This is a genomic window from Clostridium sp. D43t1_170807_H7, from assembly GCF_015555905.1.
In the GTDB taxonomy this organism is placed as follows: domain Bacteria; phylum Bacillota; class Clostridia; order Clostridiales; family Clostridiaceae; genus Clostridium.
The window spans coordinates 14,199-29,739 of sequence record NZ_JADNLK010000028.1 but is presented as its reverse complement, the minus strand read 5'-3'; the positions used below and the strand labels follow the sequence as shown (position 1 = coordinate 29,739).

Here is a 15,541-nt window from a genome sequence, read left to right as displayed (position 1 = left end):
ATAGCAAGGATTTATCATAAATGTTTTTTTATTTTATTCAGTTGTAAAATTATTCAAGTATTTTTGCACTATTATAGTGTGTATATAAGTATTAGAAAATACTGGGTGGAAGAATTTTTAAATATTATTTGGAATACTATTAGTCTGTGCTAAACATAAATTTCATGAACTGACTTTTTTAGATAATCTGAAAGCTTATTTATGATAAATACCGTAAACTCTAATTCTTTTTTATTACAACTTCTCATCTAATTTCCTCTCTTTATTAATCTAATAATTTTCTTCTCATTGATAACTATAATAATTATAAAATAAGCCAATGACTCTTTTAAATCATTGACTTATTTTATAGTTTTTATCCCCCTAAACTTCCCTCACTATTAAACAATCTATTCAATATATAATGAGCCTCCCCCTTAATTAAATCACCAATTTCCCTACTTCCCATATACCTCTTAATCCACTCCATCTACTTAAAAGATGCAGGCTCCTTGCCCCATTTCCTTATTATACAAGAGAGTGGCTTTGCTCCTCTCAAAGACTCCTAAGGGCTTTAAAATTTTCGTGGAAATTAAAATATATCTCCATCATCTCCATATATATATTCATCGAAATAATCTACATAATTCTCTTTATTTTTTGAAATCTCTTTAAAGTCTTGTAATAAACTTTTATCTACAAAACCTTTATCAGCTAAAAACTTTATGTACTGGCTTAATGATGTTAATTGACTCCTAACATTACTTGCACTTGTTGCAACATTTGGAATAAACCAATCTAGCATAAATATGTGCATTGAATTCTTTGTAACTCTATTTAAATCTTCTAAACTCCTCATATTAAGATAGTCACTTATATACAACTCAACATTTTCACAATGCTTGTCAGCTGTTTTTTCTTTTAACTTTTTATTCATAAATAAATACTCATAAAAATCTACTAAATGTTTTACTATCTCTCTTGACATATGTTCACCAAATAAATCTACTGTCATGTCCTCATCATCTATGTAATCATCATCCTCATCAAAATCAAAGACCATAGCATTAAAATTATTATTCATACCTTCAAACATATCCATATATTCTTCCAATATCTCTTCTTTATTTTCTATATAAAAATTAATACCATTATTCATAAGATCCATTGGAATATCTTTAAAACTATTTTCTATATTTTTATCAACTGTCTTTTCTAAAACCTTCATTCCAAATGGAGTAAGATTATGTGCAATTTGTAAATTAAATAAACCATTTAATACATTTTCTTCTCTAATTAACACTTGCATTATTTTATTAAATATTTCTATAAAGAAAGGTCCCTCATATATAGGGTTTATAATTCCAAGATAATATCCAAATATAATAGTAAAATTAATATCAAAAAACACTGAAAAGTCTTTATTGGCCATCATATTTGTGACCTTTTCTTGTGTTAAGCTTTTTATTGATTCCATTATTTCAATATTCCCTATATTAGTTAAGTTACTTATATTATTATAAATTTCTTCATAATACCTAACTATCTCTGCCATATATTTATCATAGTCTTCATAAGAAACATCATTCTTTAATAAATCTATTTCTATATTAGAGTTTTTAATTTTACACTTTTCCTCTAGATTTTTATTTGATATTTCAATACTAGCTTTTATTATTTTATTTATTTTTTCTTCATTACTTAAACTATCATAATTACTATATAGTTCGCTAAGCTGATAACATTGACAACCTATAGATTTAATTTCTTTTATTATATTAAGTTTTAATGATAACTCTAATAAATAATCTATATAATATCCACTTCTATAGCTTATTTCATCTATAAAAGTTTCTCCACCATCTATAACAAACCTATTACTCTCTCTTTTCACAATAGTTGGATTGCAATGTTTTGCTAATTTATTTAAATCATCCATAACCGGATTTTCAACTTTAGAGTAAATATTCCACTTAGTTTCAAAATTAATATTATTAGCTTTTATTATAATTTTAATATGTGGAGCAATTGAATAATCACCTTTTTTATAACTTTGTGCAATTCTATTAATTATGTAATATGGTGACATATATGTACCTTCTACAATTGGTGAAAATAACCATATTCTAAATATTGTATCTCTATAAGTTATCATTGAAAATTCATCTATGTCATCAGCTATTTCAAAATTGTTTTCAAACTCTTCCTCAAATGATTTTAATAGTAGTTGTATTTCCTTATTTTTCTCTAGTTTTTTAATTAATTCTTTCATATTAACCCTCCAACTTTAATACTGATTGCTTTATTATAAACTAGCAATTTGAATTATTAAAGTATAATTCTTTTATTTGAGAAAGTTGTTCTTTACTTTCTATATTGATTATTTTCCAATATAACTATTAAATCATTCTAAATACTAAAAATAACAGCTAGCAAAAAACTAACTGTTATCATAACCTTCAAAATCTTAAAACTCCATCTCATTATATATTTTCTATTCTACAACTATGACTCTTATTCTTCGAATCATAACATATTGCCACCGCTAATACCTTCTTACCTTCATTTTCTCTTTTAAACTTTTCAACATACTCTTTTTCAATAATTTGATTTATAGCTACTTCAGGTAATACATCCTTTTTTAATTCTACGATAAAAGGAATATCATTTTTTCGTCTAGGATGAAAAGTAAAATCTGCATATCCCTTACCTGTTTTTTCTTCTCTTTCAACTCTATAAATATCTCTAGCACTTAAATATGCTAATGTTAAAACACAAGATAAACTATTTTCATCATTATATTGAAGTATTGGTATTTCTGAATTATGAATGTCATGAAGAATTTCTTCTACAGTTTTTGTGTCTCCATTTACTGTTGCTTTTAACATTTTTCTTGAGTTTTCTATTATCTTTGAAACATATCCAAAAGATTCATCTTCCAAAGCTTTCTCAAACTCTTGCATAAGCTCTTTATTAGGAATCTTTAAATATCCATCATAATATGATAAAAACCCAAGTACTATCATTGCTGAATAAATTTCCTTTTTTGTTCTAGGTGTTCTTTGGCCAGCTCTAAACTCTTCATTTATTGTTATATCAATTTCCTCGCCAGAAACCATTTTTATTACATCATCACAAATATCCAAAGTGTTATATTTTAGGTATTCAGCAACTTCATCCATAGCTCCAGTATTTGTCCAATAGCTTTCACAATAATTATTTTGAAGCGCTTTTACTACTGAACGTGGATTATAAATTCTTATTCCTGCAGCTGTTAAATAACCATTGTACCAGCTTTCCAATTCTTTAAAATCCATATTTTTATTTTTCTTGCATAACTCTAGTACTTCTTCTTCTGTAAAACCAAAATATTCTCCAAATTTTCTATCTTTTAAAAATGTATATTCATCAAACATATTAAGAGCACTACCACTAGAATATTTTTTAATAGGTAAAACTCCTGTCATATAACATAATGCAACATAAGGTTGATCTTTTAAAATATTTCTTAAAAACTCTAAAAAATCATTTTGATTTTCTTCAAAAAGATTATTATTAAAAATATAATCCCATTCATCTATTATAAATATAAATTTATCATTTAAACATTCTAATAAATCACTTATAGATAAATATTTATCTACATTTATATGTGGATATATTTCTTTAATATCTTCTTTTAAATTAATCTTTATTCTATTTATATAATCATCATAGGTATTTCCAATATCGGATAACCTATTAAAGCTTATACTAATTACATTATATTTATTTAAATGTTCTATATAAGACTCTGATTTACTAATATTAAGATTATCAAAAATATTCTTAGAATCTACAGCTTTACTATAATAAGCACCTAACATATGAGCAACTGATGATTTTCCAAACCTCCTAGGCCTAGTTAAGCATATATATTTACTTTTTGTGAATAATCTCTTATTTAATATTTCTATTATAGATGATTTATCAACAAAATATTCTTCATTTAGAAGTTCTCTATAATTTTCTAAAGGATTAGTTGTATTCAAATATATAGTCACCTTTTCATCTCCCTTCATAATTACTTTCTTCTCATTAATAACTATAATAATTATAACATAAGCCAATGACTCTTTTAAATCATTGACTTATTTTATAGTTTTTATCCCCATAATAGCAAAAGAGTGACTTCGTCACTCTCAAAGACTCTCGGGGGTTTTAAAATTTAAAAACTAATCGTTATCAAAAATCAACTCTTCTTATATACCTCTCCTAACAATCCCACTGACATTTCTTCATATCAACATGATTTTCATTCTTAAAAAATACCCCTTCATCTAATAACAAAAATCTTTGCTCCTTCCATCCTGGTACAAGCCTACCAGAATAATTGACTACACGATGACATGGATATTTCCCATAAAATTCTGAATAACTAAGAACCCTTCCAACAAGACGTGCATTTTTATCTCTGCCAATAAGTCTGGCAATTTGTCCATATGTAGCTACTTTTCCCTCTGGAATTTCCTCTACAACAGAAAGTATTTCATAAATTAATTCCTCATTAATAACTTTTTTCATATATTATTCACCTATAATATAAAGACTTAGTTTAAGATATTATTATATTTTAATATTTAGTTTTCACTTATTTTTAAACAACTATTCAATTTATACAAGAGGTTGTCTTTAACTAAAAAAGGAGAGCTAATATCAATCATCTCTCCAAATACCTTTTAAAAATAATCTCTTATATTTTATATTAAGCTATAGGTGCCATAAGAATTTTTCCTGTTCCACGATATACATTGACAAACCCTTCACCTGAAACAGCTGAACCCACTAAACTTTTACTAGATTTCTCAACTCTAAAATCTAAAGATTTAGACCATGCAATAGCAAAATTACCATCAATTCTAACTTCATCATTTTCTAAATTAATTTCTATAAGTTCATCTCTTGGAACAGGGCTTTCTAATACAGCTACCCCTTCTCCTTCAAGACATAAATTAAATAACCCTTCATTTCCAAGCATTGCTGAAGAAATATTAGTTCTTGCTACTACCTTCTGCTTAATTTTAGATTCACAAGCAAGGAAAAGTCCATCATCAAGTACTAATCCATTCCATTCAGCAACATCCTCAAGAAGTATATGTTTATAAGTAGGTTCTAGCACTAATAATCCATTTCCTTCATATTTAGGCTTAATTGCAGATTCCTTTGTTACTTTTGATGAAATAGCTTTACCAAAAAAATCTCCTATACCTTTAACATCAGCGGCCATTTTTACACTTCCTGCTGTCCATTGCATTGATCCAGCACTTATTGTATATGCATTTCCATTTAATTCAATTAAAACTTGTCTCTTTCTAACATTCATTTCTGAAGCAAAATATGCATTAATTGCACTTGCAACATTAACACTTAAATCTTTCTTATATTCAAGAACCTTAACTCCACCTTTAGAATCAATAATTTCTACATTTTTATTATCATATAAATTTTTACACGTAATCATACTCTACCTCCATATGCCCTTTATTATTTTTAAGACTTAATATATATTTTAATTTTAAGTTCTATTAGACTAAATTATTAATATTCAACATAAAAATAAATTACACATATTATCTTATTTTTTTCTTTTGAAATCTGTTTCCTGTGTTCACATATATTATTACAAATATTAATGAAATAATATTTAACGTTATTCCAATCATAAATAATACTTTCATCATAAAAATATCACTTAATATGAGTAAAAAAATACAAAAAACAATCATAAACATAAATTTCCCCATAAATTTACATAACGCTAATACATCATAGTTTTCTTTTTCTTCTTTACTCAGAGTATTAAATCCTGCTATCAAAAATGAACATTTCCCCAATAATAACATAGTACCAAGAAATATAAACATAACAATCATTATTATTTTGCCAATCATAAAATCACCTCATAATAAATTATATTTAAGTATATGGTTTTATATAACTTATTATAACCTACTTTATACTTCTTTTCAAATATTTTACACAATATTGTAAGTTTTATTTTATTAATTAACACTTTAAAAAAATAAAAAAATAATTCCTTATACTGTATATTAATCTATAGGTTCTATAATAAATTTTCCTGTTCTACGATATATATTAACAAACCATTCATCTATAAACTTCAATCTATATAATTTTAAAAATATATCTATTCCATTTGATGAAATTATATAGTTCTGATATACTATTTAAAAAAAACATAATAGGAGGAAATAAAATGATTGAAGAATATAGCTATGAAGAAGATGTAAGCTTATTTACAAAAATTATTTCTGAAGAAGCAGATAAATTATTATCTAATGAAGATTTAGCTGTTGTATATATTGGTAGAGAAACTTGTCCATATTGTCGTAAATTTGCTAAAAAACTTAGTGGATTAGTTAGTGAAATTAATACAACTATTTATTATGTAGATAGCAATAATTTTTCTGATAATAACCTTAAATCATTTAGAGAAAAATATAATATTGTAACTGTTCCAGGTTTCATTGTTAGTAAAAATGGAGAAATTGAAGTTCGTTGTGATTCTTCAACTCCTGAAGATGAGATTTTAGAAATGCTAAGATAATTTAAAACTAGATGAATTATTATTTATTTTAAAAGATTAAGAGCTTCAAATCTATGAAGCTCTCTTTCATTTAATTTATTATTTTTTCTTAGGTAAATACTGTATTGCTATACGATTTTCTGGTTTATTATCAAATAGATAAATTACTATTAAAAAAATCCATTCAAGAGGCTTCATTAAAAAGTATACAAAATCAGCTGTATATTTAGAATTTATATGCTTTGCAACTGGATATCCATACTTATCATAAAAACTTCTTACTAAATAATGAAATTTTGGAGCTTTCTCCTCAATTATCTGCTCAAAAGCATTGGCAATACATAACTGCCTATTTACTACAATATACTTTCCCCCTCTTCTTCCAAGTCTTATTGGTTTTACAATTTCTTTATGTCCTCCTGCTGCCACAGTGCATAAATAATGTCCATCATATTCAAGACTTTGAGCTGGTATCTTTGTAGACAAATTCCACTCTGCAGTTTCAGTAAATGCTTTTATTACACTATCAGGTGCTTGTCCAAACAATACTAATATTCCAATTAATATTCCAAGCAATAGCACCATAAAAATAAGCGCTAACCATGGCCAGTTTAATGCATTATTTAATATTTTATTACATAAATTAATTAATTTATTATCCTTTAAAACCCTTTCCTTATACTTGTGTTCTAAGTTCCATTTAATAACTACATCTTTTATAACTTTAATAAATATCACTATAACGTTCAGTGGAAATAATATAAGTATTAAATTTACAGTACTAATCTTAAATACCTGACATATCCATAACCCTGCTACAATTACTCCAATATATAAAGCTGACATTGCTAATACTAAAACTAAAGGCGATAGATTATTTATTTTTGCAAATCTTAATACTAAATATCCTAATATAGCAACTAATATAAAGATACATATAGTTAACGTCATTTCTGTTGCAATAGGTGTATGAATTTGAAAGTAAAATATACTTTCATTCCAGTCCTTATATGTTATATTAGTTAAGCCGCTAGCTAAAAATATAAACATAAAAAGACTTCCTATTATCATAGTAGTAACTTCTACCTTAATTTCTCCCTTTTTACTTAATTCATCTTTTTTCAAGTTAAATAAATATATTAAATTGATTATTGATAATAATACTGGAAATACTGAAAATCCACCTATTAAAGCTCCAAATATCAATATGGAAGGTATCATTTTAAGAATTTCATATAAACTGCTATCCTTTGCTATTAAAATAATGTATAGTAAACAAATACTATATACAATAACTAAACTACTCATTAATGCAGTTACTATTGGATTACTTTTAAAAACATTTATATACCTTTTTATCATTTTCCCCCCTGATCTAATTATTTATTTTCAATAACTTCAGTAAATACCTCACCATTTTCTAAATATATTAATTTAGTTTTTGTTTTTATCCTACTTAAACTTTCACTCATTTCATCTTTTGTAACTGTGCAATCTATATGCCTAATTCTTTTTACTAAATCCTTATGAGTAGGAATAAAATACTCTGGCTTTAATGCATCTATAGCTTTTAATACACTTACTTTATTCATTGTCATTGGTGGAAAATAATTAGTTACCGGTAAAATAGCTATATCTATCTTATAATTATCTGCAATTTTCTTCATAAATTCTCCATAAAAAGTATCTCCAGATATGTATATTGTTTTATTTTCTATTTCAATTATATACCCTACTGCAAATGCTGGATGAATTGCTTTAACTACATTTATAACCATATCTTTTATTTTAAAGCTATCACCAACACTAATACCCTTCCTTTTTAGCATTGCAGCTTTAATTGATAATTTAGGTGCATATAACGGACACTTGCCTTTAAATTTATTTATAAACCCAATGTCCATATGATCAAAATGACTATGTGTTAATAATATACCATCAAGCTTATCTATATTATTATAATCATCACAAACTGGCTTACTTCTTTTAAACATAGGATTTCCCTTATTGCTGAAGTATGGATCAATAATAATTTTCCCATTCTCACTAGTTATCAAAATTGTATTAATTCCAAATAATTTAATCTCCATATCCATCCCCACATTCTATAAATAAATTTTATTCACGCTCTAAATATTATTTTCTCCATTTATACATTATTGTTGAACCATCATCATTAAACTTTGGTGGATATGTGTAATATTCATAACCTAACTTATAGTAAAATAGATGAGCTGTTTTTGATGCTGGTATTTCTATCAATCTACTATCAAGACACCATTCATCTTTCTCCAGATATTCTATTATCTTTCTTCCTATTCCCATTCTGTGATAATTAGGTTTAATAAATATTGTTGTAAAATAACATTGATTTTCTTTACTCTCATCTTTTGCTACTGCACCCATTCCAATTATATCACCATTGTATTTGGCAACATAAAAGTGTTTATTTATAATACTTAAACTTATCTTTTCACTATTAATTCCAAGTAAAAATCTATTAATATCACTCCATTGGTAATCCTTAATATTTACTTCTCTCATGCATCTATGGATAATATTAACTAAGTCATCAACATCATCTAATGTGGCTTTTTCAAATACTATTTTGTTTATATCAATTTCCATAAACACTCCCCCTTATATATAGTTACACTATAATACTTCACCCAAATATAATTCTTTAAGCATACCTTTAACTAAATTCGCTGATATTTGCGATGCTTTATCACAGTTTTTTTCAAATTCATCAATACCACTGTGACTTGAAGTGTCAGTAATTGTTCTTATTGCAATAAACGGAATTTCATTAACATAACAAACATGAGCCACACTTGCAGTTTCCATATCTACACTTAAAGGTTCATATTTAATATTAATAGATTCTCGTCTTTCATCTTCTATAAATTTTTCACCTGTTACCATTCTTCCAAATACAATATTATAATTAGTATTAAAATTAGTAATAGCTTTTTTTGCTAAGTTTAAAAGTCTTTCATCAGCTTTAAAGTAAATAGAATCAAGCCATGGATGAAATTCAGTCAAAATATCATCATCAACATCATAATAAGCTACTTCATTAGAAATTACTGTATCAAAAATTTCAAGACTATCATCCATTCCACCTGCTGTTCCAGCATTAATTATAATATTACATCCATAAGTATCTATTAATATTTGTGTTGCAATAGCTGCATTAACTTTGCATACACCTGTAAACAAGGTAACAACATCTATACCTTCAATTTTTCCTTCATAAAATTTCAACATTGCTTTTTCTGTTATTATATATTCATCTAACATATTTATAAAAGGAAGTACTTCACTATCCCCTGCACATAAAATCCCTATTCTCATTTTCATATTTAACCCCCTATAACCATTTGTTTTTTCCTTATCTAGCTAAATTAGTTCGATACTTTTCTAATTGAATATAATCTTTTGATTTCCTCAATCGTAATACTCTTGAATTATACTTATTACACCTTATAATCCATATTATGTCTATTAATTATTATAAATTATAATTTCATACTATATAAATTAATAATAAATGAAAAATTTACAACATACTTTTAGGTGTTATTTTATATTCTGCCAATTCATCTTTATAATAATTTCATCTAATGACTAGATTTGAATTTAGTTAATATTTTTATAATAATCTTCTGATAATAGTCCGTAAATACAAGCATCAACTATTCCCTTATTACTCCAGTCTGCTTTTCTAAGTGTTCCCTCATATTCAAGTCCACATTTCTTCATTACCTTTCCTGAACTTGGATTATCCGGGTCATGTTGTGATTCAATTCTATGTACTTTAACTTCGTCAAATAAAAACGAAATTATTGCAGAAAATGCTTCACTTGTATAACCTTTATTCCACCATTCACTACCTATACAGTATCCTATATGGACTTTACCTATGCTTTCGTCCATACCCACAACAGATATTGTGCCAATTGGTTCATTAATATCTTTGGGTACTATTGCCCATTGATAGAATGAAGAGTTTTTATAGTTTTCTATCCAATCCTTTATTACTGATTCTGTAATAGAAATATCCTTATGAGTAGGCCAACGTAAATATTCCGTTACTTTATCATCACTTGTCCAATTACGAAAAGCCACTTCTATATCATTTATAGTGAATCTCCTTAATATAAGACGCTCTGTTTGAATCTGAAATGTACCTTTATGCTCCATGACTTCTTTCCTCCTTCAAATTTTTATTTAACTCTGTACATCATATAATTTTATTGAGACAGTTTTTCCCTCTACAGATTTACATATAATTATTTTTTACATATTGCTATAAGTGGTATCTTCATTTCCTGTTCAGTCATCCCAGCATGATTAGAAATAAATTGCTTTGAGTTTTGAGAATATACAATACCTTTGTCATTAATTGCTACTGCTAAATAATCACCTATTAACTCTTCAAACTTAGGATTCATTTTTCCAATACCAAATATATTCTTTTCAATAACCTCTTTTTTTGAATACAATATAAAGTCATTACCAAAATTATAATTAAATTCAATTGGAAAATCATTTAAGTATTCATCTTTTACATAGAAAGCTGTAGCTCTTGTTTCAATAGATATTGGACGCTTTAACATATTAATTAACTTAGGATAATCACTCATCAAATGTTTTTATTTTATTACTTCCGAATTTCGATACACTATATGCTTTAGCCATCCCAGCATCTTTTATTTTTTCATAAATACTTTTATACGGTAAAAATTTACTAGCCACATGATAATCCGCTACCTGCCTTTCTGTGTCTTTTTCAGTATTAATAAACGCGTTTACAATTTTATCTATGTCACTAAAATACAAACTCCATCCTAACCATCCATGTTCCAAATGAGTTAAACCACTTTCAATAGATGTTGTTGCTGATGTAGTAGTTGGTGGAAATACAGTTGAATATTCCTTAATCAAATTCTTTCTAAAAAAACTATTTTCCGATAAATGATATTGTAATGCATCAATCCCTAATCCATCCAATAGTAATATAACTACATTTTTATATTTATACTTCAAAAGTTCATCAACATCTTTTAATGTGCTATGTTCACTCTCTGCACCAAAATATTCTAAGATAGAACAAGCAAGATTTACTATACTATTATTATAATCAACAAACATATTTTCCCTCCCCTAATTTTAATAGCTTATTATAAATAAATTACTATTAACTTTAATTTTATTTATAGATGCCATAATTTATAGTAAATATTAAATCTCCATTTACAACTTCTGCCTTTATTTCTCCATTCATCTTTTCTATTAATAACTTTGTTATTGTTAGTCCAAGACCTGAACTAGAGGTGCTTCTTGCTGTATCCTTCATATAAAATCTATCAAATAATCTTTCCACATCATTTTCTGTTAATTCACCACTAGTATTAATTAAAGTGATTTTTACCTTATCTTTTATTTTTTCTAAAGAAACTTTTAATTCTCCTTTACAGTACTTAACTGAATTTTGAAATAAATTAGTAAATACTCTATCTAAAGCAGTTTTATCAGCTTCTACAAATACTTCTTCATTTAATAAATTTACTTCCACATCAATATTTTTATTTTCAAAATCATTATAAAATAATAAAATATGTTCTCTTAACTCTTTATTTATATCTATTTTTTCCATATTAAACTTGTATTCATTAGCTTCTAATCTAGATAAATCATAAAATATTTCTACTAATTTGTATAAACCATTTGACCTTCTTTTTATAATAGATAAGTATTCTTCTTTCTCTTCATCACTTATATTTATATCGTTTAAAAGTTCTATATATCCTAATATAGAAGTTAATGGTGTCCTTAAATCATGAGATATATTCTCAATTTCTTTTCTTATCTCCCATTCTCTTCTAATATATTTAATTTTATTACGTTGAGATTCCTCTAAATAATCATTTATTACAATAAGAAGATTTTCAAAATTCTTATCATGTGAAAAATATTTTAAACTTCTATTTAACTCTATATTTTTGCAAATTTCTTTAAGTTCTATAGTTGAATCTTTAATGTTTTTAGATAGCAAAAAAAAGCGTGCAGAAAAATACACGCTAGGTATTAATAAAATTATAAGTATCCAAATCATTTTCTACACACCGACCTTTATTACTTAATTTCTTTTCTTTTAAATATTTCTAATCCCATAAAGTAAAATATTGAACAAAATATAATTGCTACAGCTATTGATTTCATAATTCCTTCTTTAGTGGCAAATGCTAAAACTATATCCTTAGTTTTTTCATTAAAAGTAATTTGGCCAATTAAATTTACTGGCATATAGCTAGCTATAGTATTGCAGATTTCACTTCTACGTCCAGCCATTGATAATAAACTTGGTATTATTACAATTATAGTAACCCAATAACCAATAGCACTCATTTCCTTATCAGTAATAAAATAAAAACAATTTGCTATAGTTAAAGCAATTAATAATAATGGCATAGATGCTATTACTGCTTTAATTAATGTAGTTAAGTGTTCTACTCCACTGTTTTCAAGAAGTATATATGCACTGATTACAAATGCAGAAATTACAAACACTGCTACTATTAAAGCATATACTAAAGTCATTAAAAATTTACATAAATATATGGCACTTCTTGATATTCCAAATGAAATTGTATTTTTCAAAGTATTATTTTTATATTCTTGACCAAATATTAAACTTACAATACAAATACAAAGATACATAGGAAACTTCATACTTGTGTATAAAGAACTAAATGCAAATTTAGTATTGTTATAAGAAAAATTAGCATCTGCATTTCCAAACATCCATAACACTCCATTTAAGAATACAACAAAAGCCATAGCCCCTAATATAAATAAATAGTTTCCTTTTGAACGTAAATTTCTATATATTTCACTTCTTAAATAATTAAGCATTTTTAACTCCCCCAATCAAAGATAAATAATAATTTTCTAAATTTGCACTCTTTTCATTTATACCTTTAAGTCCTATATTGTTATCTACTGCTAACTTACTTATCTCTTCATTAACTGGGTTCTTCTCAAATAAATGAATAACTCCATCTGGCATAATTTTATAATTTTTATATCCTAATCTTTCTTCTAAAAGTACAGATAGCTTTTTAGGGTTTGTAACATTAATTTCTAAATAACTTTTGCATCTTTCATTTAATTCTTCTAAACTTAATTCTTCTACTAACTTTCCTTTGCTTAAGAATCCATAACATGTAGCCACATTATATAGCTCTGATAAAATATGACTTGAAATAATTATAGTTATATTTTTTTCTCTATTTAACTTTAATAACAAGTTTCTTATTTCAATAATCCCACTTGGATCTAAACCATTAATAGGTTCATCTAGAATTAATAGTTCTGGTTCTCCTAATAATGCAAGAGCAAGTGCTAATCTTTGCTTCATCCCTAAAGAAATATTACTAAATTTCTTTTTCTTAGCTTCAAATAATCCTACTTCTTTTAAAACTTTATCAATATTCTTTTTACCTGGAATACCTCTTTGAATTCTATAATACTCTAGATTTTGTTCTATTGTCATATTAGGATAAAAGCTTGGATTTTCAATCATTGCACCTATTCTTTTTCTTGCTTTTATAATTTCTTTCTCACCTGATAGACCTAATAATTCATAACTTCCATCACTATGATAAGATTGACCACTTAATATTCTAAAAAGTGTAGTTTTACCAGCTCCATTATCTCCTACTAATCCATAGATTTCCCCTTGATTAACTGTAATGGTCACATTATCTAGTATTAAATTTTGACCATATTTTTTTACTAAATTGTTAGTCTTTATAACTTCTCTCATACTATTCTCCCTTCAGATATTTTATAAATATTTTTATACTGTGTGTTTACAATATTAATGATATAAAAATAGATTAAATAAATCTTCAAGAAAGTTTAAAGAAAGTTTAAAGATTCTAATTGTTATTCATCTTAAAACCGATACCCCATACTGTTTTTATATACTCTTCTTCTATTACTTCTTTAATTTTCTTCCTAATATTGCTTATATGAACATTTACGCTATTGTCTTCACCATAATACCCATTTTTCCATACTTCACTATATAACATTTCCCTAGAAAATACCTTGTCTGGATTTTTAACTAATATACTTAATATCTCAAATTCATGTGTTGTTAAAGCTAACAGCTTGTCTTTAACTTTTACTTCTCTTGCTTCTTCATTTAAAATTAAATCCTTAAATTTATATATACTAACTTCTTTATAATTATCTTTTTCTTGCAATGAATTGCTTTTATATCTTCTTAACTGTGAATTTACTCTAGCAATAATTTCTTCACATTGAAAAGGCTTTGTTATATAGTCATCTGCACCAATATTTAAAAGATTTACTTTATCTTCTAAAGAACTTTTTGCAGAGACAACTATTATAGGCATATCTTTATTGGCTCTAATATTTTTTATAAGCTCTTCACCACTAATTCCTGGTAGCATTAAATCTAATAAAACAATATCAAAGGACTGCATACTTAGCCTTAAATCAGCTTCACTTCCTGAAAAAGCTTGTACAACCTCATAATTATTTTTTTCTAAACTTTTTTTTATTAAATTATTTATATCAACATCATCTTCAACAACTAAAATACATTCCTTCACTGTAACTCACCTTATATATTAAAAATTTGTAATATACTAATAATTGTACCATATTATTTCAAATTTTTCATATTTTTATCAATATTATAGGTAAAATAAAAAAGCCCAAGAGCCGTAACCCTTGAACTTTATATTTTTCCAAAACTCCCCTAATCCCACCCTCATTTATAAGTCAGCATATGGTTATAACTTTAATTCATTACTTTACCCTTGTAACAATACTGAACTCAACTTTGATTATTTGCACATTGGTTCCGTATATGCCATCTAAAGCTAATTCACACCTCAATTAGCAGAGCTTATGCTCGCCCTTACAAATTACCGT

At 26.0% G+C, this 15,541-nt stretch carries 17 protein-coding genes; 1 reads left to right on the top strand and 16 read right to left on the bottom strand.

From position 1 onward, the window contains the following. Positions 1–571: 571 nt before the first annotated feature. The 5 genes from I2E98_RS13775 to I2E98_RS13755 all read right to left on the bottom strand — a co-directional run bounded on the left by I2E98_RS13775 (position 572) and on the right by I2E98_RS13755 (position 5,909). Complete coding sequence (locus tag I2E98_RS13775) at positions 572–2,251, bottom strand: hypothetical protein (RefSeq protein WP_195469467.1); 1,680 nt, start codon at positions 2,249–2,251, stop codon at positions 572–574. Between the two features lie 211 nt (positions 2,252–2,462). After that, the gene (locus I2E98_RS13770) at positions 2,463–4,040 is read right to left on the bottom strand and encodes an AAA family ATPase (protein ID WP_195469466.1); all 1,578 of its coding nucleotides are present in this window, start codon (positions 4,038–4,040) and stop codon (positions 2,463–2,465) included. 193 nt (positions 4,041–4,233) lie between these two features. Continuing rightward, complete coding sequence (locus tag I2E98_RS13765) at positions 4,234–4,542, bottom strand: MGMT family protein (protein ID WP_195469465.1); 309 nt, start codon at positions 4,540–4,542, stop codon at positions 4,234–4,236. 181 nt (positions 4,543–4,723) lie between these two features. Next, positions 4,724–5,479 carry an AIM24 family protein gene (locus I2E98_RS13760; RefSeq protein WP_195469464.1) on the bottom strand — a complete coding sequence of 252 codons (756 nt, stop codon included), beginning with the start codon at positions 5,477–5,479 and terminating at the stop codon, positions 4,724–4,726. 109 nt (positions 5,480–5,588) lie between these two features. Beyond that, positions 5,589–5,909: a DUF3784 domain-containing protein gene (locus I2E98_RS13755; RefSeq protein WP_195469463.1), complete on the bottom strand. Its 321-nt coding sequence runs from the start codon at positions 5,907–5,909 to the stop codon at positions 5,589–5,591. A gap of 326 nt (positions 5,910–6,235) precedes the next feature. Between I2E98_RS13755 and I2E98_RS13750 the strand changes: the two genes are divergently transcribed. Next, positions 6,236–6,586 carry a DUF6568 family protein gene (locus I2E98_RS13750; protein WP_195469462.1) on the top strand — a complete coding sequence of 117 codons (351 nt, stop codon included), beginning with the start codon at positions 6,236–6,238 and terminating at the stop codon, positions 6,584–6,586. A 78-nt stretch (positions 6,587–6,664) separates the two neighbouring features. Here the strand turns inward: I2E98_RS13750 and I2E98_RS13745 are convergent, their stop codons facing one another. The 11 genes from I2E98_RS13745 to I2E98_RS13700 all read right to left on the bottom strand — a co-directional run bounded on the left by I2E98_RS13745 (position 6,665) and on the right by I2E98_RS13700 (position 15,216). Then, complete coding sequence (locus tag I2E98_RS13745) at positions 6,665–7,927, bottom strand: DUF6688 family protein (RefSeq protein WP_195469461.1); 1,263 nt, start codon at positions 7,925–7,927, stop codon at positions 6,665–6,667. A gap of 17 nt (positions 7,928–7,944) precedes the next feature. Then, positions 7,945–8,655 carry an MBL fold metallo-hydrolase gene (locus tag I2E98_RS13740; protein ID WP_195469460.1) on the bottom strand — a complete coding sequence of 237 codons (711 nt, stop codon included), beginning with the start codon at positions 8,653–8,655 and terminating at the stop codon, positions 7,945–7,947. A 46-nt stretch (positions 8,656–8,701) separates the two neighbouring features. After that, on the bottom strand, positions 8,702–9,193 hold the full coding sequence (locus I2E98_RS13735; RefSeq protein ID WP_207737626.1) for a GNAT family N-acetyltransferase: 492 nt from the start codon (positions 9,191–9,193) through the stop codon (positions 8,702–8,704). A 27-nt stretch (positions 9,194–9,220) separates the two neighbouring features. Then, positions 9,221–9,928: a 5'-methylthioadenosine/adenosylhomocysteine nucleosidase gene (locus tag I2E98_RS13730; protein ID WP_195469459.1), complete on the bottom strand. Its 708-nt coding sequence runs from the start codon at positions 9,926–9,928 to the stop codon at positions 9,221–9,223. 279 nt (positions 9,929–10,207) lie between these two features. Further along, positions 10,208–10,771, bottom strand: a complete 564-nt coding sequence (locus I2E98_RS13725; protein ID WP_195469458.1) for a GNAT family N-acetyltransferase — start codon at positions 10,769–10,771, stop codon at positions 10,208–10,210. A gap of 89 nt (positions 10,772–10,860) precedes the next feature. Further along, a complete protein-coding gene (locus I2E98_RS16115) occupies positions 10,861–11,187 on the bottom strand; it encodes a hypothetical protein (protein ID WP_243251171.1) in 327 nt (108 codons plus the stop codon). A gap of 19 nt (positions 11,188–11,206) precedes the next feature. Beyond that, positions 11,207–11,722, bottom strand: a complete 516-nt coding sequence (locus tag I2E98_RS16110; protein ID WP_243251169.1) for a hypothetical protein — start codon at positions 11,720–11,722, stop codon at positions 11,207–11,209. Positions 11,723–11,780: 58 nt separating this feature from the next. After that, positions 11,781–12,686: a HAMP domain-containing sensor histidine kinase gene (locus tag I2E98_RS13715; RefSeq protein ID WP_207737625.1), complete on the bottom strand. Its 906-nt coding sequence runs from the start codon at positions 12,684–12,686 to the stop codon at positions 11,781–11,783. Positions 12,687–12,706: 20 nt separating this feature from the next. Next, positions 12,707–13,486: an ABC transporter permease gene (locus I2E98_RS13710; RefSeq protein WP_195469456.1), complete on the bottom strand. Its 780-nt coding sequence runs from the start codon at positions 13,484–13,486 to the stop codon at positions 12,707–12,709. Continuing rightward, on the bottom strand, positions 13,479–14,399 hold the full coding sequence (locus I2E98_RS13705) for an ABC transporter ATP-binding protein (RefSeq protein WP_195469455.1): 921 nt from the start codon (positions 14,397–14,399) through the stop codon (positions 13,479–13,481). The genes I2E98_RS13710 and I2E98_RS13705 overlap by 8 nt, the downstream gene beginning before the upstream one ends. A gap of 115 nt (positions 14,400–14,514) precedes the next feature. Next, complete coding sequence (locus I2E98_RS13700) at positions 14,515–15,216, bottom strand: response regulator transcription factor (protein WP_195469454.1); 702 nt, start codon at positions 15,214–15,216, stop codon at positions 14,515–14,517. Between the last annotated feature and the right edge of the window lie 325 nt (positions 15,217–15,541).

Bases quoted from the DNA above. Each gene is read 5' to 3' on its own strand.
- I2E98_RS13755 (WP_195469463.1), bottom strand. From the start codon at position 5,909: ATGATTGGCAAAATAATAATGATTGTTATGTTTATATTTCTTGGTACT.
- I2E98_RS13775 (WP_195469467.1), bottom strand. From the start codon at position 2,251: ATGAAAGAATTAATTAAAAAACTAGAGAAAAATAAGGAAATACAACTA.
- I2E98_RS13740 (WP_195469460.1), bottom strand. From the start codon at position 8,655: ATGGAGATTAAATTATTTGGAATTAATACAATTTTGATAACTAGTGAG.
- I2E98_RS13730 (WP_195469459.1), bottom strand. From the start codon at position 9,928: ATGAAAATGAGAATAGGGATTTTATGTGCAGGGGATAGTGAAGTACTT.
- I2E98_RS13750 (WP_195469462.1), top strand. From the start codon at position 6,236: ATGATTGAAGAATATAGCTATGAAGAAGATGTAAGCTTATTTACAAAA.
- I2E98_RS13715 (WP_207737625.1), bottom strand. From the start codon at position 12,686: ATGATTTGGATACTTATAATTTTATTAATACCTAGCGTGTATTTTTCT.
- I2E98_RS13725 (WP_195469458.1), bottom strand. From the start codon at position 10,771: ATGGAGCATAAAGGTACATTTCAGATTCAAACAGAGCGTCTTATATTA.
- I2E98_RS16110 (WP_243251169.1), bottom strand. From the start codon at position 11,722: ATGTTTGTTGATTATAATAATAGTATAGTAAATCTTGCTTGTTCTATC.
- I2E98_RS16115 (WP_243251171.1), bottom strand. From the start codon at position 11,187: ATGTTAAAGCGTCCAATATCTATTGAAACAAGAGCTACAGCTTTCTAT.
- I2E98_RS13735 (WP_207737626.1), bottom strand. From the start codon at position 9,193: ATGGAAATTGATATAAACAAAATAGTATTTGAAAAAGCCACATTAGAT.
- I2E98_RS13770 (WP_195469466.1), bottom strand. From the start codon at position 4,040: ATGAAGGGAGATGAAAAGGTGACTATATATTTGAATACAACTAATCCT.
- I2E98_RS13710 (WP_195469456.1), bottom strand. From the start codon at position 13,486: ATGCTTAATTATTTAAGAAGTGAAATATATAGAAATTTACGTTCAAAA.
- I2E98_RS13745 (WP_195469461.1), bottom strand. From the start codon at position 7,927: ATGATAAAAAGGTATATAAATGTTTTTAAAAGTAATCCAATAGTAACT.
- I2E98_RS13705 (WP_195469455.1), bottom strand. From the start codon at position 14,399: ATGAGAGAAGTTATAAAGACTAACAATTTAGTAAAAAAATATGGTCAA.
- I2E98_RS13765 (WP_195469465.1), bottom strand. From the start codon at position 4,542: ATGAAAAAAGTTATTAATGAGGAATTAATTTATGAAATACTTTCTGTT.
- I2E98_RS13760 (WP_195469464.1), bottom strand. From the start codon at position 5,479: ATGATTACGTGTAAAAATTTATATGATAATAAAAATGTAGAAATTATT.